Source organism: Sphingomonas sp. Leaf32, from assembly GCF_001421765.1.
Taxonomy (GTDB): Bacteria; Pseudomonadota; Alphaproteobacteria; order Sphingomonadales; family Sphingomonadaceae; genus Sphingomonas.
This window is the reverse complement of sequence record NZ_LMLA01000001.1, coordinates 659,257-683,486: the sequence shown is the minus strand read 5'-3', so window position 1 is coordinate 683,486 and position 24,230 is coordinate 659,257. Positions and strand designations below refer to the sequence as shown.

The window sequence follows — 24,230 nt, the reverse complement described above, 5'->3', positions numbered from 1 at the left end:
CCACGAGACCCGGCACACGCCCGGTTGCAATCGCCCCGCCCCCTGCCGCATAGCATCGCCCATGTCCGACGAACGTGATGTTTCCACCCTGTCCTTCGAAGACGCGCTGCGCGAACTCGAAACCATCGTCAGCCGGCTGGAAACGGGTCAGGAAGACCTGCAGACCGCGATCGACCTATATGCGCGCGGCGACCTGCTGCGCGCGCAATGCGCCGCCCGGCTCGATGCGGCGCAGGCCCGGATCGAGGCGATCCGCGTCGATGCCGAAGGGCGCGCCACCACCCAGCCGTTCGACGCGCAATAATGGCGACCGTCGCGCCGTCGGTGTCCTTGAACGCCGCCCTTCGCGAAATCTCCGCAGAGATGGATCGCCAGTTCGACGCGCTGCTGCCGGTGCCGGGCGATCCGCGCGCGAACCTGTACCGCGCGATGCGGCACGCCGCGATCGGCGGAGGCAAGCGGCTGCGGCCGTTGCTGGTGTTCGCCACCGCACGGCTGTTCAACGTCGAGCGGGTGCGCGCCGCCCGCGCCTCGCTCGCGATCGAATGCATCCATGTCTACAGCCTGATCCATGACGACCTGCCCGCCATGGACGACGACGACATGCGCCGCGGCAAGCCGACGGTACACAAGGCGTATGACGAAGCGACCGCGATCCTGGCGGGCGATTGCCTGCACGCGCTGGCGTTCGAGATTTTGGCGCACGAGGCGACCCATCCCGATCCGCATGTCCGCATCGAACTGATCGCCGACCTTGCCCACGCTTCCGGCCCGTCGGGCATGGCGGGCGGACAGGCGATGGACCTAGAGGCGGAGGACACCAGCTTCGACCTGAACACCGTCACCCGGTTGCAGGCGATGAAGACCGGCGCGCTGATCGCCTGTTCGGTGGAAGCCGGCGCGATCCTCGGCCGCGTTTCGGCCGATCAGCGCACGTCGCTGCGCGGCTATGCCCGCGACATCGGCCTCGCCTTCCAGATCGCCGACGACATCCTCGATGTCGAGGGCGACGAGGCGGCGGTGGGCAAGGCGCTGCGCAAGGATGGCGAGGCAGGCAAGGAAACCTTCCTCTCGCTGCTCGGCCTCGACCGTGCGCGCGAACAGGCGCGGCGACTGGTCGACCAGTCGATCGAACATCTGCGCGACTTCGGCCATGAAGCCGACCTGCTGCGCGCGATCGCCCGCTACGTGCTGGAGCGCGACCGGTGAGGATCGGCGTCTATCCCGGCACGTTCGATCCCGTGACGCGCGGGCATATGGATATCATCCGGCGGGGCGCGAAGCTGGTCGACCGGCTGGTGATCGGGGTCACGACCAATCCGTCCAAGTCGCCGATGTTCTCGCTCGACGAACGCCTCGCCATGGTCGAGCGGGAGGTGGCGGGGGTCGAGGGCGACATCGAGGTCGTCGCCTTCGATGCGCTGTTGATGACCTTCGCCGAACGACAGGGGGCGAGCGTCATCGTCCGCGGCCTGCGCGCCGTTGCCGATTTCGAATATGAATATCAGATGGCGGGCATGAACCAGCAGCTGAACGACCGGATCGAAACGGTCTTCCTGATGGCCGATGTCTCGCTGCAACCGATCGCGTCGCGGCTAGTCAAGGAAATCGCGATGTATGGCGGGTCGATCGCGAAGTTCGTATCGCCGGCGGTGTGCGAGGAAGTGATCGAGCGGGTCGAGAAGCTCGGCCGCAAGGGGGACTGACTCCTCCCCGGCACGGCTAGGAAAACCGCCGCGTAAGCGGTAGTGGGAGGAGGGCTTCCACCAGCGGACCGGTTGCGCCCCCCTCCACCAGCCTGCGGCTGCCCCCCTCCCCGAGCCGGGAAGGATTTTCAGGTTCGGCGTTTTACCAGCCACGTAACCCCTGCCAGCAGCACGATCGCGATCCCCCCGCCGGCCAGCACCTGCCATGACGGCAGCCAGCGGCCGATGACCTCGCTCAACCCGTGGCCGAACCAATAGCCGATCGACACGAAGATCGCCGCCCACAGCAACGCTGCAGCGCCGTTAAGAAGCATGAACCGCGCCAGTGGCAACTGCGTCGTACCGATCGCGACCGGGCTGACGGTGCGCAGGCCGTACAGGAAGCGAAAGGCGAAAACGAACAGCGTCGGATGCCGCTCGAACGTCGTCAGCGCGCGGGCGAAGGCGGGTTTGGCGCTCCAGCGGCGAACCCGGGGATGGTCGCGAAACCGCCGCCCCGCCGCGAAGAACAACTGGTCGGCGACGAACGACCCGATCGCGGCGGCGAGGATCGCGCCGACATAGGGCAGCGCCCCGCGCTGGACCATGATCCCGCCAAGGACCACGACCGTTTCCCCCTCGACCCCGGCACCGATCAGCAGCGCGCCTAGGCCGTAACGGGCGACCAGCGCCTCGATCGTCATGGATGAGCATTCCGCATCGCACCATCGTACAGGCAAGCGACCGCCGGTAAAGCCACGCGAGACCCTTTCTCGGGGAGCGCCGCCACGCTAGACACCGACGATGCTCGCTCCCCCCCTTCCCTCGCGCGCCCGTCCCGGCGCTGTCGCACGCTGGCTATGGTGGGTCGCCGCGCTGGTCGTGGCGATGGTGGTGGTCGGCGGGATCACCCGGCTGACCGAATCCGGCCTGTCGATCACCGAGTGGAAGCCGCTGTCAGGCACGTTCCCACCGCTGAACGCAGCGCAGTGGGAGGCGGAGTTCGCCAATTACCGGAAAATTCCTGAATATCAGCTACTCAACCAGGGCATGACGCTGGCCCAGTTCAAGGGCATCTTCTTCTGGGAATATTTTCATCGCCTGCTGGCCCGACTGGTGGGGGTCGCCTTTGCCGTGCCGCTGGCGTGGTTCTGGATTCGCGGGGCGATCCCGAGGGGTTACAAGGGCCGGCTGCTGGCCGTACTGGCGCTCGGCGGATTGCAGGGTGCGATCGGCTGGTGGATGGTCGCGTCGGGCCTGTCGGTGCGAACCGACGTGTCGCACATCCGGCTGTCGGTACATCTGCTCAACGCCCTGCTGATCCTTGCCGGGACGGTGTGGACGGCGCTCGACCTGCGCGAACTAGCGGCAAATCCCTATTCCAAGCCCGCCAGATTGACCCCGGTCGGACTCGTCGCACTGCCGGTGCTGTTCGTGCAGTTGTTATTCGGTGCGTGGGTCGCCGGCCTGAACGCTGGCCTCGTCACCGATCAATGGCCACTGATGAACGGCCGTTTCTTTCCGGTGGACGAATGGGCAGCGCGTGCGCCGCTCGATGCGATCGTCAACGATCCGTATGTCGTCCATTTCATCCATCGCTGGTGGGCATGGGTCGCGGTCGGCGCGCTCATTTTCCTCGCGCGCGACGCCAAGCGCGCGGGCCACCCCAGGGTCGCCCGCGCGATCCACATCACCTTCGGCGTGCAGATATTGCTCGGGATCAGTACGGTGATGACCGGGGTCCGGATCGAAGTGGCGGCGCTGCACCAATTGGTCGGCGCGCTGTTGGTCGTCGCCGCGACATGGGGCGCGCACGCTACCGGTCGTCGATGATCGACCTGCCTCCTCCCGCGATCGAGGCGGCTACGGCGACCGGCTTTGCGCCGGCGCTCGACACTGCCTATCGCTATCACATCGAACAGGAGCGCGACGAGGCCGGCGTCGTCCGCCGCTATGCCACCGATCGGACCGTCCGCTTCCGCCGCACGCCGACCGGCCTGGTTGCCGAGATGACGATCGAGTCGGTCGCGGGCGGCCTGTCCGATGGTCCCGGCGCGATGTTCGAACGCGCCTTCGCCACGCTGCGCGGTCGGCCGATCCTCTATCGCCTGTCGGACCAGGGCGAGGTGATCGGCGTGGTAGAGCGCGAAGCGTTGTGGGCAACGCTGCTCGACGCGATCACCGCGCAAGGTGGTGGCGACCCGGCGCGGACGGCGATGTTGCAGAAGCTCACCACCCCCTTGCGTGCCCTGCCGGAGCGTCAGCAGGTGGCGATGCTCGGATCGATGCTGGCGACGTTGCTCGCCCCCGACATCGTTCGCCGCGGAGTCGTGCCGCAGCATGACGTACGGCAGCGCGCCACACCACCGTTCGACGGCGGGTCCGACGTGACCGGCACCGAACGCGTCCATGCCGAGGGCAGCGTCCTTGTCGAGGAGCAGCGCCTGTCGGGCGACGTCGTGGCGCGCGGCGGACAGGCCAGCGGGCGACGCACCAGCACCATCACGCGACGGGTCGATGCCCGGACCGGATTGATCCTGGCCCAGCAGACCATCGTCCGCATCGAAAGCGGTGCGGCAACGTCGATCGCGACCACCCGGATCAGCCAGCGCCAGCCATAGGGTATCCCAATACCCGTCAGCAAAGCCGCGCTTTGCTTGACTTTCCGCCCGTCCTTCGGCAATTGGCCGGCGTTCGCACCACTCCGGTTCGGGGTGGACGCGTCATATATCCGAAAGGTCCAACGCCCATGAAGGCGCTCATGAAGACCACCAAGTCGGCCAAGCCGCACGAGGTGGAGAAGAAGTGGCATATCGTCGATGCCGACGGCCTGGTGGTCGGTCGCGCTGCGTCGATCATCGCCAACGTCCTGCGCGGCAAGCACAAGACGTCGTTCACCCCGCACGTCGATTGCGGTGACAACGTCGTCGTCATCAATGCCGACAAGATTCGCTTCACCTCGAACAAGGCGAAGACGAAGACCTATTACAAGCACACCGGCTATGCCGGCGGCATCAAGGCGGTCACCGCCGAGAAGGTCCTCGAAGGCCGTTTCCCCGAGCGCGTGCTGGAAAAGGCCGTCGAGCGGATGATCCCGCGCGGGCCGCTGGGTCGTGACCAGATGCGCAACCTGCGCATCTTCAAGGGTGCCGAGCATCCGCATGAAGCGCAGAACCCGCAGGTTCTCGACATCGCGAGCATGAATCGCAAGAACAAGGTGGGCGCATAATGTCCGACAACCGCCAGTCCCTTTCCGACCTCGCGAACCTGACCGGTCAGCAGGCCCCGGTTGCTGCCGCGCCGCAGGCGCCGGCTCCGCAGGTCGACGGCGCCGAAGCACCTGTCGCTCCGGTCGAACCGCCCCGCCCGACGATGCCGCTGCGCGCGCAGGAAATCGACGCCTATGGCCGCGCCTACGCCACCGGCCGCCGCAAGGATGCCGTTGCGCGCGTCTGGATCAAGCCGGGTTCGGGCAAGATCACGATCAACGGTCGTGACCAGGAAGTGTATTTCGCCCGTCCGACGCTGCGCCTCGTCATCAACCAGCCGTTCGGTGTCGCCGATCGCAATGGTCAGTATGACGTGATCTGCACGGTCAAGGGCGGTGGCCTGTCGGGTCAGGCCGGCGCGGTCAAGCATGGCATCAGCCAGGCACTGACCCGCTACGAGCCGATCCTACGCGCGCCGGTGAAGGCCGCCGGGTTCCTGACCCGCGACAGCCGCGCCGTCGAGCGTAAGAAGTACGGCAAGGCGAAGGCCCGCCGCAGCTTCCAGTTCTCGAAGCGCTAAGACCCGTTTGGAAACGCGCCCAACGGACGCGTTTCGCGGTACCGGCCCGCTCCCCCACCCGGCCACCCAATCAGGATACGCTGTGGGTGGCCGGGTGGGGGAGCGGGCCGGTACCGCCTTAAGGCAAGGTTGCCACGCACGGGAGCCGAAAGGGTTCCCGTTTGCGGCCAATCGCGGTCGAATTAGGGCGGTCCGGTATCGGGCCGCCCTTTTCGTTTGGCGCGTAACCGTATAGCGAGAGCCGTCCGCACGCTGGCGGAGTTACTGCAAGAGACGCCATGACCTCGCGTGCCAAGACTTCGCTGCTGCCGCTCGCCGATTCGGACCTGTGGCCCGACGAACTTCGCCGCAGCCTTTCGGACAAATTGTTCACCATCGCGTTCGGCGCGATCCAGTGGCCGTGGCTCCTGCGCAGCCTGTCGGGCGGCAAGAAGGCCGACAAGGCGCGGTTGATGGCCGATCTGGGCCTTGCCCCCGACGCCCTGCCGAACCTCGGCAGCTGGAAGGCGGATACCGGCTATCTCTCGCTGATTGTCGAGCGCATCGCCGCCAGCCGCCCGCAGACCGTCGTGGAACTGGGCACCGGCGCATCGAGCCTGGTGACCGGCGCAGCGCTGGCCAAGCATGGCGGCGGACAACTCATCAGCTTCGACCAACATGCCGGCTTCGTCGATGCGACGCGCGACTGGCTGGCCGAACATGGCATCGCGGCCGACCTGCGCGCCGCCCCGCTGGTCGCGGCGCCGGGGGACTGGCCGGGCGTGTGGTATGACATCGACGCCCTGCCCGATCAGGTCGATCTGCTGCTGATCGACGGGCCGCCATGGACGATCCATCCCTATGTGCGCGGCGCGGCGGAAACGCTGTTCGACCGGTTGCCGGTCGGCGGCGTCGTCATGCTGGACGACGGCGCGCGGCCCGGCGAACGGGTCGTCGCGCAGCGCTGGCGCCGGCGCTGGCCGAACTTCCGCTTCGAACTGGTCAATCGCGGGACCAAGGGTACGCTGATCGGGCAGCGGCTGTCGTAGACTCCGATCGCCGCCATCCGCCGCAGACGTCATCCCAGCGAAGGCTCGGATATTCCGGTGATTGCATACGGCAGGAGCCGTACGATGCCCCAGCCTTCGCTGGGGACGTGTGCGGCCAAACGAACCAGAAATCCGGTTCCTCAAGCCGTCGCCGTCACCGCCTCGTCCGCGACACCCATTTTGCGCGCGATCGTCTCGAACCGGCCATTCTCGATCCGTATCTCGTTGAACGACGGAGGATCGTCGCGGGTGCGGGTCGATAGCGTGCCAGCCCCGACCATCCGCAACTGTCCGCCGGCGGTTTGATAGGGAATGTCGAACGGGTCGTGGACATGGCCCGACAGCACCGCATGAGCACCCGCCGCAACCACGGCGTCCAGCGCGACCGCACCGCCGCGCGTCTCTCCGCTGGATTTCGTTCCGACATCAATCAGCGGATGGTGCGCGGCGATGAAGATCAGGTTGTTCTTCGGCACGCGTTGAATCAACCGCAGCGTCCGCGCCAGCGCGCCGTCGCTGACATAGCCCTTCGACCAGTCCCAGCGGAACTGGAACCGCGCGGTGGTCTTCAATGGGACGATCGCTACGCCGTCGATTTCCAGCGGGCGCTCGATCATGCGCTCCAGCCGCTTGTACCGCTTGTACGGCCGCACGAACCGGGCGAAGAGATTGTACAGCGGCAGATCGTGGTTGCCGACCTCGACCGTCACCGGGCGGCCCAGGTTCTCCAGCCAGATCGCCGCCGCCTCGAACTCGGCGGTGCGCGCCCGCATGGTCAGGTCGCCGGTCATGATGATCGCGTCGGGCTGTTCGCGCCGCACCGCTTCACCGAACCACGCAAGCGCCGCTTTGTCCTCCGCGCCGAAATGGACGTCGCTGACGTGGAACAGACGGATCATCAGGCACTCCCTGCTATGGACGTAGCCCAAGCAACGCACGAAGCCGGTCAGCGCTCCGAACGGATCGCCAGCGCCGTGCCGCCGCCCACCGCCGAGACCAGCGCGAGCGCGAGAAACACCGCCCCCAGCCCCGCCCCCGCCGGCACCAGCGCGGCCAACAGCGGCGGAACGCAGGCCGGCAGGGTGTTGGTCAGGTTCAATACGGCCAAGTCACGGCCGCGCGTTTCGGGCGAGGGCAGCATCTGCATCGCCAACGCCGAATGCAGCGCGAGGAACACCGACAGCCCGGTCTGCGCGACGCCATAGCCGATCACCGCGCCGACAAAGCCCGGTGCCGTCGCCATTCCGATCAGTCCGGCGATCACCAGCAGCGTCGCGCCGCCAAGGAACGGCTTGCGGCCGCCCATCCGGTCCGACCATCGTCCGGCGACGATCGTCGCGACCACGACGACGCCGGTGACGATGGCCATCGCCTGCGCCACCGGGCCGGCGGGATCGCCCGTTCCGTGCCAGCGGTCGGCGAAATGGAAAAAGGCATAGGCGGTCAGCCCGTTGCCCGCGACCTGCATCGCCAGCCGGGCGACCCATGCCCGCATCAGATCGCCGCGCACCACCGCCACCGGGACCGTATCGACCGCCGCCGATCCACCGCCCGCCCCGCGCTCGCGGGCCAGCAGCAGGAACGGCACGATCATCACGGCGGCCAGCGCGACATTCGCCGCGAATCGCAGCCCCTCGGTCGGGAAGATCGGCGCGGTGACGGCGGCAGCCGACAACACGCCGATCGGGTGCGAAATGCCGAGCAGCCCTGACACCCGCCCCTTGTGCATGTCCGGCACTTCGTCGGCCATCACCGCGACCATCGGCGCGAACATCAGGTTCAACGCGACCTGCCAGAAGGCGATGGCGAGCAACAGCGCGGTCCGGTCCCCGGCGCGGTGGATGGCGGCAAAGGCCAACGCCAGCAGGATCAGGCCGATCGCGATCGGCAGCCGCCGGCTGCGCGTGCGGCGCCAGCGATGGTCGCTCAGCCAGCCGGCGACGATATTCGCCACGCTGGCGACGACCGCGCCGCCCAGTACCGCCCACCCCAGCAACGCGACCCGGTTCGCCGGATCGATCGCCGCGACCTTCACCTGCAACAGGATCGACACGAACGGCATGAACGCGACGAACAGCCCGCAATAGGCCAGCGTATAGAGAGCCACGAAACCGCGCGCGGGCGCGGCGGCGGGCGGGGTCAACGCCCCGCGACCCGGCGCAGCGCGACGATCAACTGGCCGATCGTATAGGGCTTGTGCAGCAGTTCGAACCCCATCGTGCCATGGCGGACGATCACGTCACTATAGCCGCTGGTCAGCAACACCGGCAGTCCGGGATAGAGGTCCCGCAGCCGCGCAGCCAGCTCGACGCCGTCGATCCCCGGCATCATCACATCGGAGAACACGATGTCGAACCCGTCGGGCCGTTCGGCCAGCAGCGCCAGCGCCGCCTGTCCATCGACGACATGGACCGGTGCGAAGCCCTGCGCCTCCAACGCCTGCGTCGTCGTGGTGCCGACCGCGACATTATCCTCGACCACCAACACCCGCAGCCCGTCGCCGGCCAGCGGTTCCGGTGCCTCGCGCGCCGGGGCGGTCGTCCGGTCCGGGGTAGTGACTTGCGGCAGATAAAGCGCGAATTCGGTATTGCCCGGCACGCTGCGCGCGCGAACCTCCCCACCCGACTGCTTGGCGAAGCCGAACACCTGGCTCAGCCCCAAGCCGGTGCCCTTGCCCAGCTCCTTGGTCGTGAAGAAGGGTTCGAAGATGCGGGTCAGCGTCTCTTCATCGATGCCGCTGCCGGTATCGCCGACGGTGATGACGACGAATTCGCCCGGCTGCGCGGCGCTGCCGGGACCGGTGGGAATACCGTCGACCCGGTCCACCGACAGGGTCAGGCGGCCCTCCCCCTGCATCGCGTCGCGCGCATTGGCGGCGAAATTGACGATGGCGGTATCGAACTGGTTGGGATCGGCATCGACGAAGACCGGCATATCGCAGGGGCGGATCGCCACCGCGATCCGCGACCCGGCCAGCGTCCGCACGATGTCGCCCAGCGCGCCGACCGCCTCGTTCACATCGAACACCGCCGGCTGCAACGCGGATCGGCGGGCAAAGGCCAGCAACTGCCCGGTCAGCTTCGCCGCGCGGTCGACTGTGTCGCTGATCGCCGCCAGATAGCGTTCGCGCCGTTCGTCGGTCAGCGTCGGCTGGCGCAGCAGGTCGACGGAGGAACGGACGATCGTCAGCAAATTGTTGAAATCATGCGCGACCCCGCCGGTCAGCTGGCCGATCGCCTCCATCTTCTGGCTCTGGCGCAGCGCGTCCTGCGCGGTCACCAATGCCTTGGTCCGGTCGACGACCTGTTCCTCCAGCGATTCGGCCAGCGCCGCCAGTTCGCGTTCGGCCCGGCGGCGCTCAGTCGCGGCGCGGGTGCGTTCAGCGACTTCGCGCACGAACGCGATCTCGTCATCGCGCCATGCCCTGGGTTCGCCATGGTTGGTGTAGATCAGCGCGACCAGGCCCCCCAGTTCGGTCAGCGGCATGTTGATGAACGACCGCGCGTTGATCGATTCCAGCTGGGCGGCGGTGTCGGCGGTACGCGGGTCGGTGCGCGCATCCTCGACGATCGCCGTTTCGCCGCGCTTCAACTCGTCGATATAGCTGCCATAATCGCGGAAGTTCAGCACCCCCGCGATGGTCGCGACCCCCGGTGCGTTCCAGTCGCGTTCGATCGTGATCGTTTCGGCCGCACGATCGACCAGGCCGTACCCGACCCGGTCGACGCACAGCGCTTCGCCGATGATCCGCGCCGCTTCCACGCCCATGTCGACCGGATCGTCGAGCAGGCGCAGCGTGTCGTTCAGCTCGGCCATCGCCGCGCGCATCCCCTCCAGCCGCTTGTAGACCGTGACGTCGATCGACACGCCGGTCAGGCGGATGACGTCGCCATCGGCGTTAAGCGTCGGTTGTCCTCGGGTGGCGATCCAGCGGACCTCCCCGTCACCAGGGCGGATGCGGACCTCGATCTCCAATGGTTCGCCGGCGAAGCTGGCCTCGATCGCCGCGCGCGCCGCCGCCCGGTCGTCCGGATGCAGAATCGCCGTGACCTCGGCGGTCGACGGCGGGTAATCGGCGTCGAACCCGAAATTGGTCCGGCAGATCGCCGACATGGTGATCTGCCGCGTCGCCCGGTCGAACGACCATGTACCGAACCGTCCGGCCTCCAGCGCGAACAACATTTCGCGTTCGCGCTCTTCCTGTTCCCGAAACCGCCCGGCCAGTTCGGCCAGCAACGCGGCGTTGCTCGATTCCAGCCCCTCCAGCCGGGTGCGTTCCAGCGTGACGTCAAGCTGGCTGGCAAAGAAATAGACCAGCTTGCCATCGGCATCATGGACCGGGGCCAGTAGCAGCCGGTTCCAGAACGGCGTGCCGTCGGCCTGATAATTCCGGATATCGATTTCGATCGACCGCACCGCCGCCACGGCATCGCGAATCTGCGCGACCGTTGCCGGATCGGTATCCTCGCCCTGCAGGAAGCGACAGTTGCGGCCGATGATCGCGTCGCGGCGATAGCCGGTCAGGCGGCAAAAGGCGTCGTTGGCGAACACCACCGGATTGTCGGGCAGACGCGGGTTGGTGATAATCATCGGCATCCGCGTCGCGCGGACGGCCGCGACGAACGGATCGGTCCCGCCGTCCGCGCCGGCGATTTCCAACGCGATACGGCGGTCGTCGCTGGCCGCCCGTCCGCTCGTGTCGCCGCCCTGATTCACGTCGCCTCGCATCCATGACGGAACGTGGCGCCCCCGCGGCCGTTCCCCCGTCCCGCTATGCTAGGATCAGCGTCGGACGTCCAGCCCGCCGGCAAGGAAAGCATCGATATCCGATTGACGAAACAGGCTGAAATCGCCGGGTAGCGAATGTTTGAGCGCCGCGACGGCAAGGCCCCAGTTCGCCGCCGTCGCCTCGTCCTTGCCCGACATCAAGCCGTGGAGCACGCCGCTGGCAAAGGCATCACCGCCGCCGATCCGGTCGACGATGCCCGAAATGGCGACTTCGGCGGTCTGCACCGCGCCTGACGGCGTATCGATCCGCGCCGACAGGCGGTGGCGGTCGGCGTCGTCGACATGGCGGGCGGTGCTGGCGATGTGCCGAAGGTTCGGAAAGGCCGCGAACGCCGCCTCCGCCGCCTCGCGCCGGCGCTGTTCGCCATCGCCCGAAAACTCCGCGCCCAGCAGCAGCGACACGTCGCGGTGGTTGCCGAACAACAGGTCAGCCAGCCCGACCAGCCGGGTCAGCACGCCGCGCGGATCGCTGTCCCATGCCTCCCACAGCCGCGCACGATAATTGCCGTCGAACGAGATGATCAGCCCCCGCGCCCGCGCCGCCTCCGCCGCTGCGATCGCTGCCCGGGCGGTCTCGTCGCCCAGTGCCGGGGTGATGCCCGACAGGTGCAGCCGGGTGCAGCCGACCAGCAAGGCGTCCCAATCCCACGCCTCGGCCGGGGCCGTCGCGAAACTCGATCCCGCGCGGTCATAGACGATGTCCGACGCGCGCAGCCCCGCACCGGGACTGAGGAAATACAGCCCCATCCGCCCGTCGCGGGTCGTGATGCGCGAACAATCGACCCCCTGCGCCCGGATCGCCGCCACCGCGCCGCGCCCCAGCGGATTGTCGGGCACCACGCTGACCATCGCCGCGCCATGGCCGAGATTGGCGAGGCCGACCGCGACATTCGCCTCCGCCCCGCCGACATGCACGTCGAACCGGCCGCTCTGCATCACCAACTCGCGGCCCGGCGCGCTCAGGCGCAGCAGCAGTTCGCCGAAGCACAGGATCATCGCGCCAGCCACCCGCCATCGACCGCCAGGACATGGCCGTTGACATAATCGGAGGCCGCCGACGCCAGGAACACCGCCGCCCCGCCGAGATCGCTCGCCTCACCCCAGCGCCCGGCCGGAATCCGCTCGACGATCTGGCGGTTGCGGGTTTCGTCCGCCTGCAGCGCGGCGGTGTTGTTGGTCGCGATATATCCCGGTGCGATCGCGTTGACGTTGACGCCCTTCGCCGCCCATTCGTTCGCCAGCAACTTGGTCAGGCCGCCGATCCCCGATTTCGACGCGGTATAGCTCGGCACGCGGACCCCGCCCTGAAAGGTCAGCATCGACGCGATGTTGACGATCTTGCCGCGACCCTTGGCGACCATGTGCCGCCCGGCCGCCTGGCACAGAAAGAACACTGATTTCAGATTGGTGTCGATCACCGCGTCCCAGTCCGCCTCGGTAAAGTCGAGGCTGTCGGCGCGGCGGATGATCCCGGCATTGTTGACGAGGATGTCGATCCCGCCCAGCGTCTCGACGACCTGCGCCACGACCCCGTCGACCGGGACGATGGTCGACAGGTCGGCCGACACGATCTCGGCCTGCCGGCCCAGCGCGCGGACCTGTTCCGCCGTGTCGGTGGCGGGGGTGCGCCCGATCAGCGCGACATCGGCCCCGGCGGCGGCCAGCGCCAGCGCGATCGCCTGCCCGATGCCGGTATTGGCCCCGGTGACGGCCGCGACCCGGCCGGCAAGGTCGAAGGGGTTGCTCATCGCCACCGCCCCCTCACGCCAGCTGGCAGATGTCGAGGACGTTCATGTCGGTATAGTCCTGGTTCTCGCCCGCCATCGCCCAGATAAAGGCATAGGCGCGCGTGCCCGACCCCATGTGCACCGACCAGGGCGGCGAGATGACCGCTTCCTCGTTGCCCATGACGATGTGGCGCATCGCATCGCCCTCGCCCATGTAATGGAACACCTTGTCGTTGTCGGTCGGCAGTTCGAAGTAGAAATAGATTTCGCTGCGCCGTTCGTGGATGTGCGGCGGCATGGTGTTCCACACGCTGCCGGGCTTCAGGACGGTCAGCCCCATGACCAGCTGCGCCGAATCGCACACCCCGGGAATGACGAGCTGGTAGATCGTCCGCTCGTTCGATTCCTCGAGGCTGCCGCGCTCCAGCGCGTTGGCGTCGGCGATGCCGAGCTTGCGGGTCTGGAACCCCTTATGCGCCGGGCACGACGCGATGTAGAAGCGCGCGCCCTGTCCGCCGAACTCGACGTCCTTCGCGCCCATCGTGACGTAGACGCAGTCCTTGTTACCCAGCGTGAAGACTTCGCCATCGACGGTCACCGTGCCTTCGGCATCGCCGACATTCACCACCGCCATCTCGCGGCGTTCGAGGAACGGATGGCCCTCGGCCGACTTCGGTTCGGTCTGTACCGGCAGCTTCACCGGCGCATCGCCCACCGCCACGCCGCCGATCACGAACCGGTCGGCATGGGTGTAGTTCAGCACGCACTCCCCCTCGCGGAACAGCCCGTCGATGAGATACCGGTCGCGCAGCTCCTCGTTCGACACGCATTCCATCATGCCCGGATGCGTCGCGTAATAGGTCCGGTCGAACATCACTCTCTCCTGATGGTAACCGGTATCAGCTGGTTAGCACTCTACACCGGCTCTTCTTTTCATCGCCGCGCCCTTGGTAAAGGGGTTCACGGTGGCCGTCGACCCTCTTTTTGACACCGGTTTCTCTGGTATCGAAGCATGGGACTTTGCGACGAAGGGTGTTCCGGCCTAAGTCGCGTACCATGCAACCGCTCGACCATCAGCAACAATCCGCCCGTACCTGGTTCGAATCGCTCCGCGACCGGATCTGTGCGTCGTTCGAGGCGATCGAACGCGACGCCGGGTCGGATGCCGCGTTCGACTATACCTCGTGGGACCGGACCGACCCGTCGGGTGCACCCGGTGGCGGTGGCGTGCGCGGCGTGATGAAGGGGCGCGTGTTCGAAAAGGTCGGCGTGAACGTCTCTACCGTCGGCGGCACGTTCGAGGGCGAGTTCGCCAAGTCGATCCACGGCGCGGCAGAGGACCCGCGCTTCTTCGCGACCGGCATCAGCCTGGTCGCGCACATGGCCAACCCGCACGTGCCCGCCGTGCACATGAACACCCGTTTCCTGGTGACGACGAAGCGCTGGTTCGGCGGCGGCGCGGACCTCAACCCGCCTATCCCCTATCCCCGGGATACCGCCGATTTCCATGCCACGATGCAGGCGGCGTGCGACGCGCATGATCCGGCCCACTATCCCCGGTTCAAACAATGGGCCGATGACTATTTCTACATCCCCCATCGCGGCGTGCATCGCGGGGTGGGCGGCATCTTCTACGATCATCTCGGCAACGACTGGGACGCCGACTTCGCCTTCACCCGCGACGTGGGCGAGGCATTCCTGTCGATCTATCCCGAACTGGTCCGTCGCCGCATGGCGCAACCGTTCGACGATGCCGACCGCGCGCGGCAGCTGGAATGGCGCGGGCGCTATGCCGAATTCAACCTCGTCTATGATCGCGGCACGCTGTTCGGCCTCAAGACCGGCGGCAATATCGATGCGATCCTGATGAGCCTGCCCCCGCTCGCGACGTGGAGCTGATCGCATGGGGCTGATCCCGGTCAAACCCGGTGAAGTCGCGACGATCGTCACCTCGCTGGAGATGCTGGAGCGGCCCCGCCCCGCCCCGCTGCCCCCGTCGCCGCTGCGACTGGTCCGCTGGGAGCGGCCAGGCGTCGAGCGGTATCGCGCGCTGTTCCGCCGCGTCGGGGGGCCGTGGCTATGGTTTTCCCGGCTGGTGATGGACGACGCCCGGCTGACCGCGATCCTCGAGGACGATGCCGTCCGCATCTGGGCCGTGGTCGACCGGGCGGGGATCGAGGTCGGGATGCTCGAACTCGATTTCCGCACGGCACACGAATGCGAGCTATCCTATGTCGGACTGATCCCCGAACTGGCCGGTCAGGGCCATGGTCGCTGGCTGATGGCGCACGCGCTGGCGATGGCGTGGGGCAAGGATGTGCGACGGGTGTGGGTGCATACCTGCACCCTCGACCATCCCGGCGCGCTCGGCTTTTATCGCCGGTCGGGCTTCGTGCCCTATCAGCGCACCATCGAAACCTTTGCCGATCCGCGCGTCGCCGGGGTCCTGCCCGACGACTGCGGCGCCCATTATCCGTTGCTGGCGAGCCGGCGATAGATGGCGGCGCGCACCAGCGTATAGGCGATGGCGGTCGCCATCGACACGGCCGACGTCGCGACCGCCACCATCCCCAACGTGACCGGGTTGCTGCCCCCCGACGATGCGGCGCGCGCCAGGCCCTGCAACAGCGTCTGCACGAAATAGGCGCCGATGAAGATCAGCGCCCAGAGCGAGAGGAGCTGGATCACCCGCCCCCGCGTCAGATCGAGCGCGCGGCCGATCGCATCGCCGAAGCGCCGCTCCGGCTCGCCGATCAGCACCGGCAGCACCAGCGCGGCCCGTCCGATGACATACAGCCCCGGCACGATGAACAGGGCCATGCCACAGACCAGCGCGATGTTGATGAGCATCGTGACGGCGACCAGCACCGGCAACCGCCGTGCGACGATGCGCAGCGCTTCCCCGACCGTCGGCCGCGCCGGATCGAGCAACAGCGTCAGCAGCACCGCGACCCCGACCAGTTCGGCGACCATCTGGAACGCCAGCAACGGCGCATTGTCGACAAGGAAGGATTGCATCGACGCCAGCAGCGCCTGATCGTCCTGCGTATCGCCGCCCACCGTCACGCTGGTCGCACGCATGAACAGCGACAGCGCCAGATTGGGCAGGAAGAAGAATACGCCACCGACCGCGGCGATCACGTCGCGGTCGCGTTTCCAGATATGCGATGCCTCGGCACAGGCCGCAGCGATACTCAGCCTCATGCGAAGACGGCCGCGTCATCCTGCTGGCCGACGACCTCGCGGTACAACTTGCCGACGAACGCGCTCTGGTACAGCGCCAGCGCCGCGCTGACCGCCGCCACCGCGAACGACGACACGATGATCGTCGGCGAAAACGCACCGCTGTTGCCGATCAACAGGCCAAGGATGCCGCCGACCACGAACTGCGCGGCGGACACCGCGACCCCGGCGACGATGGCATAGAGGATCAGCACGCCGATCAGCTTCAGCGTCATGCCGCGCGTCAGTTCGAACGCGCGCCGGATCGCGCCCACGCCGCGCCGCTCCATCGCGACGACGGCGTTGATCGGCAGCAATCGTGCCGACGCCCACAGGATGACCAGCACCAGCACGAAGAAATACAGCAGCGCCGTCCCCAGCTTGGCGAACTCCGCCGGCTGTGGCGGGACGCCGTTCATCACCGAGGTAAAATCGAACCCGCTGGCGACCGCCAGGATGATGCCGGGAACCGCCAGAATGGTCAGGATCACGATCATGACGATGCTGATGCCGATCATCGGCAGGAAGCGCGTCTTGGCCAACGACAAGGCGACACGCTTCTGTTCCTGTCCGTCAGGTTGCGCGGCAAAGGCGATCAGGTAGAGCGCGCCCCACAGCGAGACCAGCGCGACGAGGGCCGACAACAGGCCCAATGCCGCCGCCGTTCCGCCACTGGCCTCCGCACGCAGCCCGTTCAGGCTGCCGCTGACCGCCGGTACCGCGAACTGCGTCACCAGCAGCACCGGCATCACCTCGCCCAGATGGTCGCGCACGAAATCCACGGCGCGGTCCCAGATCGTCCCGATCTTTGCCATCGTTGCACTTGCTCCCCTTTTATCCGATGGACGCTGTACCCATCCTGACCCTGAATGAAAATGGCCCCTGATCCCATTGCCCCGCCCATCGCGATCGCGCAGCAGATCGAATGGCGCCCCGAAACCGGACAGATCGACTACGCCCAGGCGCTGGCGACGATGGAAGCACGTGCCACCGCCGTCGCTGATGGCAAGGCGAACGAGATGATCTGGCTGCTGGAACACCCGCCGCTCTATACCGCGGGTACCAGCGCCGACCCGGCCGAACTGCTCGACCCACGCTTTCCGGTCCATGCCGCCGGGCGTGGCGGACGCTACACCTATCACGGGCCGGGGCAGCGCATCGGCTATCTGATGCTTGACCTTACCCGGCGCGGGCGCGACGTCCGCCGCTTCGTCCATGCGGTCGAGGCGTGGGTGATCGGTGCGCTGGCGACCTTCGACATTCACGCCTATGCCGTGCCCGACCGGATCGGCATCTGGACGGCGGACGGCGGCGCAGAGGCAAAGATCGGCGCGATCGGCGTCCGCGTCCGCCGCTGGGCGACATTGCACGGCTTTTCGGTGAATCTGGCCCCAGATTTGTCACATTTCGGGGGCATCGTACCGTGTGGGATCGCCGAGTTTCCCGTGACTAGCGCCGCAGCGCTGGGGAAATCGGTCGACCCCGCGATGTTCGACGAAGCGCTCGCCGCCGGCCTGCCGGCCTTTCTGGACGGGCTGTACCCTCCTGCGAAAGAGGCTTGAGGGGAAGCACCCCTTCGACTAATGTCCAGCGCGGATTGGGTATTAACGGCAAAGAAACGCCGCCTATCCATAGCTTAGGGAGCTTACCATGCGTGCATTCTCGAAGATTCTGACCGGTTCGATCATCGCCGGCGCGGCGCTGGCGCTGTCGGCTTGCGGTGGCAAGACCGAAACCACTGCCGACAACGCGACCATCACCGACCTGAACTCGACCGACATGATGGACGGCACGATGTCGGACAACATGACCGCCGTCGACGGCGCCATGGGCAACGACACCATGATGATGTCGAACGACAGCATGATGTCGAACGACACCATGATGTCGAACGAAGCCGGCATGACCAACGCCATGTAATCAGCCGTTTTCGGCTATTCTGGCGAAGGGCCGTCCGGGCGACCGGGCGGCCCTTTTCGTTTGCGGCCCCCTTCGCACGGATCGTTACGCCCCTGTGCGGCGAAACGTGGCGACATGATGCAAGTTGGGGCTTGGGTCGTCACGAAAAACGCCTTAACCATCGCTGCCTGCCCTGGCGCCGATGCCCGCGCCGTGAAAGGAAGAGATGAGCGTAGTGCGTACCCTGGTCCTGGCCGCTGCCGCCGCCCTGACCGTCGCGGCATCCCCCGCGTCGGCCCAATTTTTCTTCAAACCCTATGACATGAACGGACCGCGCGTAACCGGGGAGGAACCGGGTATCACGACGCAGGCACTGCCGGGTGCGACCCCGGCCGAACTGCGCGCCGCCGTGCTGTGGAACCTGCGCTCGGCGCTCAACGTCGCGGCGCTGCAATGTCAGTTCGAACCGACGATGCTGACGCTCAACAACTACAATGCCATGCTGTTCAACCATGCCGATGAGTTGAAGCAGAGCTATGCCGCGCTCGACAAATATTTCGACCGGACGACCGGGTCGCTGAAGGCCGGCCAGACCGCGCTCGACCAGTTCGGCACGCGCGTCTATTCCAGCTTCTCGACGGTGTCGGCCCAGCTTGGCTTCTGCCAGGCGGCGAATGAAATCGGGCAGGAAGCGCTGTTCGTGCCGCGCGGCTATCTGGGCGAGTTTGCCGAGCTGCGGATGCGCAAGCTGCGCAACTCGCTGGTGGCGTATGGCGAACAGCAGTTCACGCGCCAGATTCCCTATATGCGCCCGGCCCGGCTGTATCAGTTCGAAAACCCGAAATGCTGGCGCAAGGGACTGTGGCAGACCAAGCGGTGCGGGGCGTTCCCGAGCTGACATTTCGTTGCAAAAAAAGACGGGCGGGGCGGGAACCATGGATAGCGCTTGCCGTTATCACCTTCGGATAGCGATCTTATGCCCCCCCGCTCTCGCTATCCGCTAAAAGGGCCCGGTCGGTGCAAACCCTCCCCCCCCCCCGGTAGTGCCACCGGGCCCATATACTGGTTTCAACTAAGCGACCCGTCGGTTTCAAACCGGCGGGTCGCTTTTTTGGTGGCCATCCCATTGTCGTACCGGAACGAATATTTTCGTCAGACATTCCTGTTCTCGCAAGCGGGCAATGCTCGCGAAAACCGGAGATGAACATGCGTAAGATTCTGAGCCTCGCCGTGGTTGCCGGTGCCCTTGCCGTCAGCGCCTGCAATACCGTCGAAGGCGTCGGCAAGGACGTGTCGTCGGCTGGCAATGCCGTCGCGGGCGCCGCGAAGGACACCAAGTAACCGCGCTCGCGGATTACGCGGTAACGAAGAGGGCGGCCCGGACCATGTCCGCGCCGCCCTTTTTTGCTGCCGATCGACATCGGCTACGCGCGATGTCGTTCCTGATCGCCGCCTCCGGACTCTGAATCACCCCGGACGTGTACCGGGGTCCACCGAGCCGCAATCGCGGTCAATAGAAGCTGATGCCGTACCGATTGCGGCACCGTGGAACCCGAACACGTCCGGGGTGATTCAGAGTCCGGTGATGTCGATCCGACCCAGCGCCAGGTGGATAGGATGGCTCGCGACGGTTCAGGTGGCCTCGCGTTCCGTTTCCTCGGCGTCGGCAGCCGCCGGGTCCCGCTTGGCGCGACGCTTCTCCGTGAACCAGATGGCGATCAGCGCCAGTTCGTAGAGCAGGATCAATGGCACCGCGAGCAGGAACTGTGACCCGATGTCGGGCGGCGTGGCCACCGCCGCGATCGCGAAGGCGCCGACGATGGCGTACCGCCGCGCGCCGACCAACTGCTTGCGCGTAACGATACCGGCCAGTTCCAGCAGCATCAGCAGCACCGGCAACAAGAACGCCAGGCCGAACGCGAACAGGAACTGCATCACGAACGACAGATACGCCTCGACCGACGGCAGCGCCTCCTGCTGCACGCCGCCCAGATTGCCCTGATAGCCAAGCAGGAAGTGCAGCGCGACCGGGATGGTGACGTAATAGGCCAGCGCGGCGCCAGCGATGAACAATACCGGCGTCGCCAGCAGGAAGGGGAACAACGCACGCTTTTCGTTGCGATACAGCCCCGGCGCGACGAACTGCCACAGCTGGTTGGCGATCACCGGAAAGGACAGCATCATCGCCGCGAAGAACGCGACCTTGATCTGGACGAAGAACGCCTCGAAAATCTGCGTGAAGATCAGCTTCTTCTGCCCCGCCGCCAGCAGTGGCTTGACGAGGAACGTCAGGATCTGGTGCGAGAAATAGAAGCACACCGCAAAACAGGCGGCGACCGCGACGGCGGAAAAGAGCAGGCGGCGGCGCAGTTCGATCAGGTGATCGAGCAGCGGGGCTTGGCTATCGTCGATTTCGTTCATGACGGTGCCTTGCCATCGGCGGCGGGGGGATGGTCGCCGGATGCTTCACGCAGTTCCGGACGTTCGACCATTACCGGCGCGGGATCATCCTCCGGTGGAACCGATACCGCCAAAGGTTGATCCGCCGGCGGAACCGGCGCCGGATCATGCACGGGCGGCGGCGGCGAAGGCGCGTCGGCCGGATGTACCGCGCCCGGCGCATCGGTCGGATGCTCGCGCATGATCCGGGCGTTTTCCTCCGCCCACTTCTTTTCCATCTCCGCCAACTCGGCCTCGCGCACCATCGTGTCGAAACCGGAGCGGAACTGACGCGCCACGCCACGCGCCTTGCCGACCCACAGGCCGACGATGCGCATGGCTTTTGGCAGATCCTTGGGACCGATGACGACCAGCGCGACCAGCGCGACGACCATCAATTCGGTGGGAGCGATATCGAACATCGGCGCTCGGGGTCAGGCGGGTACGAAGCTCGCCGGGAACAGAAAGATCAGCGGTCGCCGTGTGGGCGGTCGGCATCGCGAACGGGGTCGCGGTGCACCGGATCGCGCGGGGCGAGATCGTGATCGTAACCGGTATCGAGCGGACGCTGCTCCAGCCGTTCACGCGGACGTGCCGGCGGCGGCACCTCGTCGTCCTCGGCCATGCCCTTCTTGAAGCTCTTCAGCCCCTTGGCAACGTCACCCATCATGTCGGAAAACCGACCCTTGCCAAACAGCAGCAGAATGGCGACGCCGACGATAAGCCAGTGCCAAATGCTAAGACCACCCATCGTCCACACTCCAAGCGAAACAGATCGTGGGGTTCACTTAGTCGCTATCGCCGCCGCTTTCCAGCACGCTTGCAAACGCATCGTCGATTGGTTCGAGCAGGCCGGTAGCGCGCAGATCGTCGATTCCTGGCAGGTCGCGGCGACTATTCAACCCGAAATGATCGAGAAACGCCTGGGTGGTAGCGTACGTCAGCGGACGCCCCGGCACCTCGCGCCGTCCCGCCGGGCGGACCCAACCCGCCGCCAGCAGCACGTCGATCGTTCCCTTCGATATCTGGACGCCGCGGATCGATTCGATGTCCGCACGGGTCGCCGGCTCGTGATAGGCGATGATCGCCAGCGTCTCGATCGCGGCACGCGACAGGCGGCGCGATTCGTCGCGGTCCCGGCGGAGGAAATGGGCGAGGTCCGGCGCGGTCTCGAAATGCCAATGCTCGCCGCGCCGCACGAGGCCGAAGCCGCGTCCGGCATGGTTCGCCTCGATCGTGGCAAGCGCAGCGCGGACGTCGCCGTCCCCGACATACGCCGCGATCATCGCGGCGGTCAGCGGCGTCTCGCTGGCGAACAGCACCGCCTCCACCGCGCGGACGAACGGGTCGGTCATGCGATGCGCCGCACGTCGATCGGCCCGAACGGCGCGTCCTGCCGGATCGCCAAGCGCCCCTGTCGCGCCAGTTCGAGCGTCGCAAGAAAGGTCGAGGCGAGTGCCGAGCGGCGATAGCGCTCCTCCGCCTGTTCCGGCAGGAACGTGGCGATCGATGTCCAGTCGATGCGGGTGCCGAGCATCGTCTCGACCCGTTCGATCGCGACCTCCAGCGTCATCACCGGCCGCGTGGCGACGACGTGCAGCACCGGACGGGTGCGCGCGCTGATCCGGCCATAGGCCTCGATCACATCGTACAGCCCGGCATCCCAGCGTGCCTTGCGCACGATGTTCAGCCCCTCCGGATCGCCCCGCAGGAACACATCGCGCCCGATCCGGTCGCGCGCCATCAACCGGGCACCCGCTTCGCGCATCGCGTCGAGCCGTTCGAGCCGCAGTTGCAGGCGCAGCGCCAGTTCCTCCGGATCGGGGTCCATTTCGGGTTCGCGCGGCAGCAGCAGGGCCGATTTGAGATAGGCGAGCCACGCCGCCATCACCAGCCAGTCGGCGGCCAGTTCGAGCCGCAACGCGGCCGCCCGATCGATCCAGCGCAGATATTGCTCGACCAGCGCGAGGATCGAGATGCCGCGCAGATCGACCTTCTGCGTCCGGGCCAGCGCCAGCAACAGGTCGAGCGGCCCTTCCCACCCATCCAGTTCGATCGTCAGTACCGGGCTGTCGGCATCCATTCCGCGATCCTAACGATCCGCGTAGCCGTCCGTCACCGATATTCGTGCGTCACATCCTGATGCAGCCCGCTCAGTCGTACCGAACGTCCGCCCTCGATCTCCGGTACGGCGACGATCCGAATCCAGCGCGGGGGCTGGCCGGGGGCGTCGACCTCGGTATCGATCGTGAAACCCCGCCGGTGGCGGATGGCGTGGGTCCGCAGCCGCTCCAGCGCCGAGCGTGATTCGGTGCGGTACATCGGAAGGACGACGTCACGGACTGGCGTGGTTCCGGCCGGCAGCCCGAACAGGGCAAAGGTCGAAGCAGACCATGACAGGGTGTTCGCGCCAAGATCGCAGGAAAACGGACAATCATCGGTCAGGCCGTGACTATAGCCGGCTTCGAGCACCCCCTGCGGAAGGCGCACACCGCGTTCGATGATCGGCCAGCTATGATGGAGTTGCAGCGGCTCTGTCGGCAGCATCATCCGGTCCTTACGCGCCAAGCGGTCCGACCATGGACCCGGCGCATTAAGGAGCGGTTACCGCGTCAGGCGATCGCCAGCAGGCGGTCACGCGTGGCGATCAGCTCGGCGATCGGCACCGTGCCCACTCTACCGATCCCCGCCATTGCCCGATCGAGCCGTCCACGCGACGCCGGGGCAATCACGTCCAGTCGATCGGCGATCGCCGCCATCTCGTCCAGCCGCGCCCAACAGTCGAGTACGACGTCGCAGCCTGCGGCGATCGCCGCCGCCGCCTTGTCCGCCGGCGCGCCGGTCAGCGCCTTCATGTCGATGTCGTCGGTCATCAGCAGCCCGTCGAAGCCGATCCTTCCCCGGATGACGTCGCCGATCACGGTCGGCGACAGCGTGGCCGGGTTCTGCGCGTCCCATGCCTCGAACACGACGTGCGCAGTCATCGCCATCGGTGCGGACGACAGCGTCGCGAACGGCGCGATGTCCTGTTCGAGCGCGTCGGCGGGTGCGGACACGCGCGGCAGTTCGAGGTGACTGTCGACGGTCGCGCGGCCATGGCCCGGCATATGCTTGACGATGCCGACGACGCCCGCCGCCGCCAGCCCGTCGAGCGTCGCACGACCCAGCGCAGCGACCTGCATCGGGTCCGCGCCGAAGCTGCGGTCGCCGATCGCGCCGGTCATGTCGGGCTGCGCCACGTCGAGCAGCGGGGTGGCGTCGACGGTCACGCCGACCTCCGCCAGCATCACGCCCAGCGCCTGCCCATTGGTCTTGGCCGCAGCGATGGCCGACGATGGCGCGCGGTCATACAGCGCGGCAAAGGCCGAAGGTGCCGGGAAGGCCGGCCAGACCGGTGGCTTCATCCGCGCGACGCGTCCACCCTCCTGATCGATCAGGATCGGCAGGTCCGCCCGGCCCGACAGGTCGCGCAGGGCGTCGGTCAGCTCCCGCATCTGGTCGCGATCGACGCAGTTGCGCCCCATCAGGATATAGCCGAGCGGATCGGCTTGGCGGAACAGCGCGATTTCCTGCGCGGTCAGGGTCGGGCCGGACAGGCCGAAGATCACGGGCTTCATGCGCCAGGGGCTACCGCAGACGCGGACGGGCGACAA

The 24,230-nt window shown here is 66.8% G+C and carries 30 protein-coding genes; 14 read left to right on the top strand and 16 right to left on the bottom strand.

Translation table 11 applies throughout. From position 1 onward, the window contains the following. Positions 1-61 precede the first annotated feature (61 nt). From ASE83_RS03280 to coaD, 3 genes are read left to right on the top strand one after another with little or no spacing between them, the layout of a single operon-like run. Positions 62-304 (top strand): exodeoxyribonuclease VII small subunit, encoded by a 243-nt coding sequence (locus ASE83_RS03280; RefSeq protein WP_055755721.1) that lies wholly within the window; start codon positions 62-64, stop codon positions 302-304. Continuing rightward, on the top strand, positions 304-1,209 hold the full coding sequence (locus ASE83_RS03275; RefSeq protein WP_055783852.1) for a polyprenyl synthetase family protein: 906 nt from the start codon (positions 304-306) through the stop codon (positions 1,207-1,209). Before ASE83_RS03280 ends, ASE83_RS03275 begins: the two co-directional genes overlap by 1 nt. After that, the gene (coaD, locus tag ASE83_RS03270) at positions 1,206-1,706 is read left to right on the top strand and encodes a pantetheine-phosphate adenylyltransferase (RefSeq protein WP_082443047.1); all 501 of its coding nucleotides are present in this window, start codon (positions 1,206-1,208) and stop codon (positions 1,704-1,706) included. The genes ASE83_RS03275 and coaD overlap by 4 nt, the downstream gene beginning before the upstream one ends. Positions 1,707-1,834: 128 nt before the next feature. Here the strand turns inward: coaD and ASE83_RS03265 are convergent, their stop codons facing one another. Next, positions 1,835-2,389, bottom strand: coding sequence for a DedA family protein (locus ASE83_RS03265; RefSeq protein WP_055783851.1), 555 nt, complete (start codon positions 2,387-2,389; stop codon positions 1,835-1,837). Positions 2,390-2,489: 100 nt separating this feature from the next. Between ASE83_RS03265 and ASE83_RS03260 the strand changes: the two genes are divergently transcribed. The 5 genes from ASE83_RS03260 (at position 2,490) to ASE83_RS03240 (ending at position 6,502) form a co-directional block, all read left to right on the top strand. Continuing rightward, positions 2,490-3,518: a COX15/CtaA family protein gene (locus ASE83_RS03260; protein WP_055783850.1), complete on the top strand. Its 1,029-nt coding sequence runs from the start codon at positions 2,490-2,492 to the stop codon at positions 3,516-3,518. Then, positions 3,488-4,306 carry a hypothetical protein gene (locus ASE83_RS03255; protein WP_055783849.1) on the top strand — a complete coding sequence of 273 codons (819 nt, stop codon included), beginning with the start codon at positions 3,488-3,490 and terminating at the stop codon, positions 4,304-4,306. Before ASE83_RS03260 ends, ASE83_RS03255 begins: the two co-directional genes overlap by 31 nt. 128 nt (positions 4,307-4,434) lie before the next feature. Beyond that, positions 4,435-4,914 carry a 50S ribosomal protein L13 gene (rplM, locus tag ASE83_RS03250; RefSeq protein ID WP_055783848.1) on the top strand — a complete coding sequence of 160 codons (480 nt, stop codon included), beginning with the start codon at positions 4,435-4,437 and terminating at the stop codon, positions 4,912-4,914. Further along, positions 4,914-5,474 (top strand): 30S ribosomal protein S9, encoded by a 561-nt coding sequence (rpsI, locus tag ASE83_RS03245; RefSeq protein WP_055899487.1) that lies wholly within the window; start codon positions 4,914-4,916, stop codon positions 5,472-5,474. Before rplM ends, rpsI begins: the two co-directional genes overlap by 1 nt. 278 nt (positions 5,475-5,752) lie before the next feature. Then, positions 5,753-6,502 (top strand): class I SAM-dependent methyltransferase, encoded by a 750-nt coding sequence (locus ASE83_RS03240; protein ID WP_055783847.1) that lies wholly within the window; start codon positions 5,753-5,755, stop codon positions 6,500-6,502. A 140-nt stretch (positions 6,503-6,642) separates the two neighbouring features. Here the strand turns inward: ASE83_RS03240 and ASE83_RS03235 are convergent, their stop codons facing one another. From ASE83_RS03235 to kduI, 6 genes are read right to left on the bottom strand one after another with little or no spacing between them, the layout of a single operon-like run. Continuing rightward, entirely contained in the window at positions 6,643-7,401 is a 759-nt protein-coding gene (locus ASE83_RS03235) for a metallophosphoesterase family protein (RefSeq protein ID WP_055783846.1), read from the bottom strand. Between the two features lie 47 nt (positions 7,402-7,448). Further along, positions 7,449-8,609, bottom strand: coding sequence for an MFS transporter (locus tag ASE83_RS03230; protein WP_156352609.1), 1,161 nt, complete (start codon positions 8,607-8,609; stop codon positions 7,449-7,451). A 32-nt stretch (positions 8,610-8,641) separates the two neighbouring features. After that, the gene (locus ASE83_RS03225) at positions 8,642-11,230 is read right to left on the bottom strand and encodes a PAS domain-containing protein (protein WP_055783844.1); all 2,589 of its coding nucleotides are present in this window, start codon (positions 11,228-11,230) and stop codon (positions 8,642-8,644) included. Between the two features lie 54 nt (positions 11,231-11,284). Then, a complete protein-coding gene (locus tag ASE83_RS03220) occupies positions 11,285-12,286 on the bottom strand; it encodes a sugar kinase (protein ID WP_055783843.1) in 1,002 nt (333 codons plus the stop codon). Then, positions 12,283-13,038: a 2-dehydro-3-deoxy-D-gluconate 5-dehydrogenase KduD gene (gene kduD / locus ASE83_RS03215; RefSeq protein ID WP_055783842.1), complete on the bottom strand. Its 756-nt coding sequence runs from the start codon at positions 13,036-13,038 to the stop codon at positions 12,283-12,285. Before kduD ends, ASE83_RS03220 begins: the two co-directional genes overlap by 4 nt. A gap of 13 nt (positions 13,039-13,051) precedes the next feature. Beyond that, positions 13,052-13,891: a 5-dehydro-4-deoxy-D-glucuronate isomerase gene (gene kduI / locus ASE83_RS03210; protein WP_055783841.1), complete on the bottom strand. Its 840-nt coding sequence runs from the start codon at positions 13,889-13,891 to the stop codon at positions 13,052-13,054. A gap of 182 nt (positions 13,892-14,073) precedes the next feature. Here kduI and hemF point away from each other — a divergent pair, with 182 nt between their 5' ends. Beyond that, complete coding sequence (gene hemF, locus ASE83_RS03205) at positions 14,074-14,916, top strand: oxygen-dependent coproporphyrinogen oxidase (RefSeq protein WP_055783840.1); 843 nt, start codon at positions 14,074-14,076, stop codon at positions 14,914-14,916. A 4-nt stretch (positions 14,917-14,920) separates the two neighbouring features. Further along, positions 14,921-15,514, top strand: coding sequence for a GNAT family N-acetyltransferase (locus ASE83_RS03200; protein WP_055783839.1), 594 nt, complete (start codon positions 14,921-14,923; stop codon positions 15,512-15,514). On the opposite strand, the gene ASE83_RS03195 is transcribed toward ASE83_RS03200, so the two are convergent. Together ASE83_RS03195 and ASE83_RS03190 are read right to left on the bottom strand one after the other, a co-directional pair. Beyond that, positions 15,487-16,221 carry a hypothetical protein gene (locus ASE83_RS03195; RefSeq protein WP_055783838.1) on the bottom strand — a complete coding sequence of 245 codons (735 nt, stop codon included), beginning with the start codon at positions 16,219-16,221 and terminating at the stop codon, positions 15,487-15,489. The genes ASE83_RS03200 and ASE83_RS03195 overlap by 28 nt on opposite strands. Next, positions 16,218-17,054, bottom strand: a complete 837-nt coding sequence (locus ASE83_RS03190; protein WP_055783837.1) for a hypothetical protein — start codon at positions 17,052-17,054, stop codon at positions 16,218-16,220. The genes ASE83_RS03195 and ASE83_RS03190 overlap by 4 nt, the downstream gene beginning before the upstream one ends. 60 nt (positions 17,055-17,114) lie before the next feature. Between ASE83_RS03190 and lipB the strand changes: the two genes are divergently transcribed. From lipB to ASE83_RS03170, 4 genes are all read left to right on the top strand, one after another. Further along, the gene (lipB, locus tag ASE83_RS03185; protein WP_055783836.1) at positions 17,115-17,801 is read left to right on the top strand and encodes a lipoyl(octanoyl) transferase LipB; all 687 of its coding nucleotides are present in this window, start codon (positions 17,115-17,117) and stop codon (positions 17,799-17,801) included. A gap of 88 nt (positions 17,802-17,889) precedes the next feature. Then, positions 17,890-18,159, top strand: a complete 270-nt coding sequence (locus ASE83_RS03180) for a hypothetical protein (protein ID WP_055783835.1) — start codon at positions 17,890-17,892, stop codon at positions 18,157-18,159. Positions 18,160-18,364: 205 nt separating this feature from the next. After that, positions 18,365-19,036, top strand: a complete 672-nt coding sequence (locus tag ASE83_RS03175) for a hypothetical protein (RefSeq protein ID WP_055783834.1) — start codon at positions 18,365-18,367, stop codon at positions 19,034-19,036. A gap of 308 nt (positions 19,037-19,344) precedes the next feature. Then, positions 19,345-19,479, top strand: a complete 135-nt coding sequence (locus ASE83_RS03170; RefSeq protein WP_055784436.1) for an entericidin A/B family lipoprotein — start codon at positions 19,345-19,347, stop codon at positions 19,477-19,479. A 291-nt stretch (positions 19,480-19,770) separates the two neighbouring features. Here the strand turns inward: ASE83_RS03170 and tatC are convergent, their stop codons facing one another. The 7 genes from tatC to nagZ form a co-directional block, all read right to left on the bottom strand. Continuing rightward, complete coding sequence (gene tatC, locus ASE83_RS03165; protein ID WP_055783833.1) at positions 19,771-20,559, bottom strand: twin-arginine translocase subunit TatC; 789 nt, start codon at positions 20,557-20,559, stop codon at positions 19,771-19,773. Further along, positions 20,556-20,999 (bottom strand): Sec-independent protein translocase protein TatB, encoded by a 444-nt coding sequence (gene tatB / locus ASE83_RS03160; RefSeq protein WP_055783832.1) that lies wholly within the window; start codon positions 20,997-20,999, stop codon positions 20,556-20,558. Before tatB ends, tatC begins: the two co-directional genes overlap by 4 nt. 47 nt (positions 21,000-21,046) lie before the next feature. Beyond that, a complete protein-coding gene (locus ASE83_RS03155) occupies positions 21,047-21,328 on the bottom strand; it encodes a twin-arginine translocase TatA/TatE family subunit (RefSeq protein WP_055783831.1) in 282 nt (93 codons plus the stop codon). Between the two features lie 37 nt (positions 21,329-21,365). Next, the gene (gene scpB, locus ASE83_RS03150; RefSeq protein ID WP_055783830.1) at positions 21,366-21,932 is read right to left on the bottom strand and encodes an SMC-Scp complex subunit ScpB; all 567 of its coding nucleotides are present in this window, start codon (positions 21,930-21,932) and stop codon (positions 21,366-21,368) included. Continuing rightward, entirely contained in the window at positions 21,929-22,660 is a 732-nt protein-coding gene (locus tag ASE83_RS03145; RefSeq protein WP_055783829.1) for a segregation and condensation protein A, read from the bottom strand. The genes scpB and ASE83_RS03145 overlap by 4 nt, the downstream gene beginning before the upstream one ends. A 32-nt stretch (positions 22,661-22,692) precedes the next feature. Further along, positions 22,693-23,127 carry a hypothetical protein gene (locus ASE83_RS03140; RefSeq protein ID WP_055783828.1) on the bottom strand — a complete coding sequence of 145 codons (435 nt, stop codon included), beginning with the start codon at positions 23,125-23,127 and terminating at the stop codon, positions 22,693-22,695. Positions 23,128-23,189: 62 nt separating this feature from the next. After that, entirely contained in the window at positions 23,190-24,194 is a 1,005-nt protein-coding gene (nagZ, locus tag ASE83_RS03135; protein WP_055783827.1) for a beta-N-acetylhexosaminidase, read from the bottom strand. Positions 24,195-24,230 lie beyond the last annotated feature (36 nt).

What these genes read in the sequence shown, in the direction of transcription:
- ASE83_RS03220 (WP_055783843.1), bottom strand. Translation starts at nt 12,286, where the DNA reads ATGATCCTGTGCTTCGGCGAACTGCTGCTGCGCCTGAGCGCGCCGGGC.
- ASE83_RS03240 (WP_055783847.1), top strand. Translation starts at nt 5,753, where the DNA reads ATGACCTCGCGTGCCAAGACTTCGCTGCTGCCGCTCGCCGATTCGGAC.
- ASE83_RS03200 (WP_055783839.1), top strand. Translation starts at nt 14,921, where the DNA reads ATGGGGCTGATCCCGGTCAAACCCGGTGAAGTCGCGACGATCGTCACC.
- scpB (WP_055783830.1), bottom strand. Translation starts at nt 21,932, where the DNA reads ATGACCGACCCGTTCGTCCGCGCGGTGGAGGCGGTGCTGTTCGCCAGC.
- kduD (WP_055783842.1), bottom strand. Translation starts at nt 13,038, where the DNA reads ATGAGCAACCCCTTCGACCTTGCCGGCCGGGTCGCGGCCGTCACCGGG.
- ASE83_RS03190 (WP_055783837.1), bottom strand. Translation starts at nt 17,054, where the DNA reads ATGGCAAAGATCGGGACGATCTGGGACCGCGCCGTGGATTTCGTGCGC.
- ASE83_RS03280 (WP_055755721.1), top strand. Translation starts at nt 62, where the DNA reads ATGTCCGACGAACGTGATGTTTCCACCCTGTCCTTCGAAGACGCGCTG.
- kduI (WP_055783841.1), bottom strand. Translation starts at nt 13,891, where the DNA reads ATGTTCGACCGGACCTATTACGCGACGCATCCGGGCATGATGGAATGC.
- ASE83_RS03265 (WP_055783851.1), bottom strand. Translation starts at nt 2,389, where the DNA reads ATGACGATCGAGGCGCTGGTCGCCCGTTACGGCCTAGGCGCGCTGCTG.
- ASE83_RS03275 (WP_055783852.1), top strand. Translation starts at nt 304, where the DNA reads ATGGCGACCGTCGCGCCGTCGGTGTCCTTGAACGCCGCCCTTCGCGAA.
- ASE83_RS03225 (WP_055783844.1), bottom strand. Translation starts at nt 11,230, where the DNA reads ATGCGAGGCGACGTGAATCAGGGCGGCGACACGAGCGGACGGGCGGCC.
- rpsI (WP_055899487.1), top strand. Translation starts at nt 4,914, where the DNA reads ATGTCCGACAACCGCCAGTCCCTTTCCGACCTCGCGAACCTGACCGGT.
- lipB (WP_055783836.1), top strand. Translation starts at nt 17,115, where the DNA reads ATGGCCCCTGATCCCATTGCCCCGCCCATCGCGATCGCGCAGCAGATC.
- ASE83_RS03155 (WP_055783831.1), bottom strand. Translation starts at nt 21,328, where the DNA reads ATGGGTGGTCTTAGCATTTGGCACTGGCTTATCGTCGGCGTCGCCATT.
- ASE83_RS03140 (WP_055783828.1), bottom strand. Translation starts at nt 23,127, where the DNA reads ATGATGCTGCCGACAGAGCCGCTGCAACTCCATCATAGCTGGCCGATC.
- ASE83_RS03195 (WP_055783838.1), bottom strand. Translation starts at nt 16,221, where the DNA reads ATGAGGCTGAGTATCGCTGCGGCCTGTGCCGAGGCATCGCATATCTGG.
- tatB (WP_055783832.1), bottom strand. Translation starts at nt 20,999, where the DNA reads ATGTTCGATATCGCTCCCACCGAATTGATGGTCGTCGCGCTGGTCGCG.
- ASE83_RS03180 (WP_055783835.1), top strand. Translation starts at nt 17,890, where the DNA reads ATGCGTGCATTCTCGAAGATTCTGACCGGTTCGATCATCGCCGGCGCG.
- tatC (WP_055783833.1), bottom strand. Translation starts at nt 20,559, where the DNA reads ATGAACGAAATCGACGATAGCCAAGCCCCGCTGCTCGATCACCTGATC.
- ASE83_RS03145 (WP_055783829.1), bottom strand. Translation starts at nt 22,660, where the DNA reads ATGGATGCCGACAGCCCGGTACTGACGATCGAACTGGATGGGTGGGAA.
- ASE83_RS03175 (WP_055783834.1), top strand. Translation starts at nt 18,365, where the DNA reads ATGAGCGTAGTGCGTACCCTGGTCCTGGCCGCTGCCGCCGCCCTGACC.
- ASE83_RS03235 (WP_055783846.1), bottom strand. Translation starts at nt 7,401, where the DNA reads ATGATCCGTCTGTTCCACGTCAGCGACGTCCATTTCGGCGCGGAGGAC.
- nagZ (WP_055783827.1), bottom strand. Translation starts at nt 24,194, where the DNA reads ATGAAGCCCGTGATCTTCGGCCTGTCCGGCCCGACCCTGACCGCGCAG.
- ASE83_RS03255 (WP_055783849.1), top strand. Translation starts at nt 3,488, where the DNA reads ATGGGGCGCGCACGCTACCGGTCGTCGATGATCGACCTGCCTCCTCCC.
- hemF (WP_055783840.1), top strand. Translation starts at nt 14,074, where the DNA reads ATGCAACCGCTCGACCATCAGCAACAATCCGCCCGTACCTGGTTCGAA.
- ASE83_RS03260 (WP_055783850.1), top strand. Translation starts at nt 2,490, where the DNA reads ATGCTCGCTCCCCCCCTTCCCTCGCGCGCCCGTCCCGGCGCTGTCGCA.
- ASE83_RS03170 (WP_055784436.1), top strand. Translation starts at nt 19,345, where the DNA reads ATGCGTAAGATTCTGAGCCTCGCCGTGGTTGCCGGTGCCCTTGCCGTC.
- rplM (WP_055783848.1), top strand. Translation starts at nt 4,435, where the DNA reads ATGAAGGCGCTCATGAAGACCACCAAGTCGGCCAAGCCGCACGAGGTG.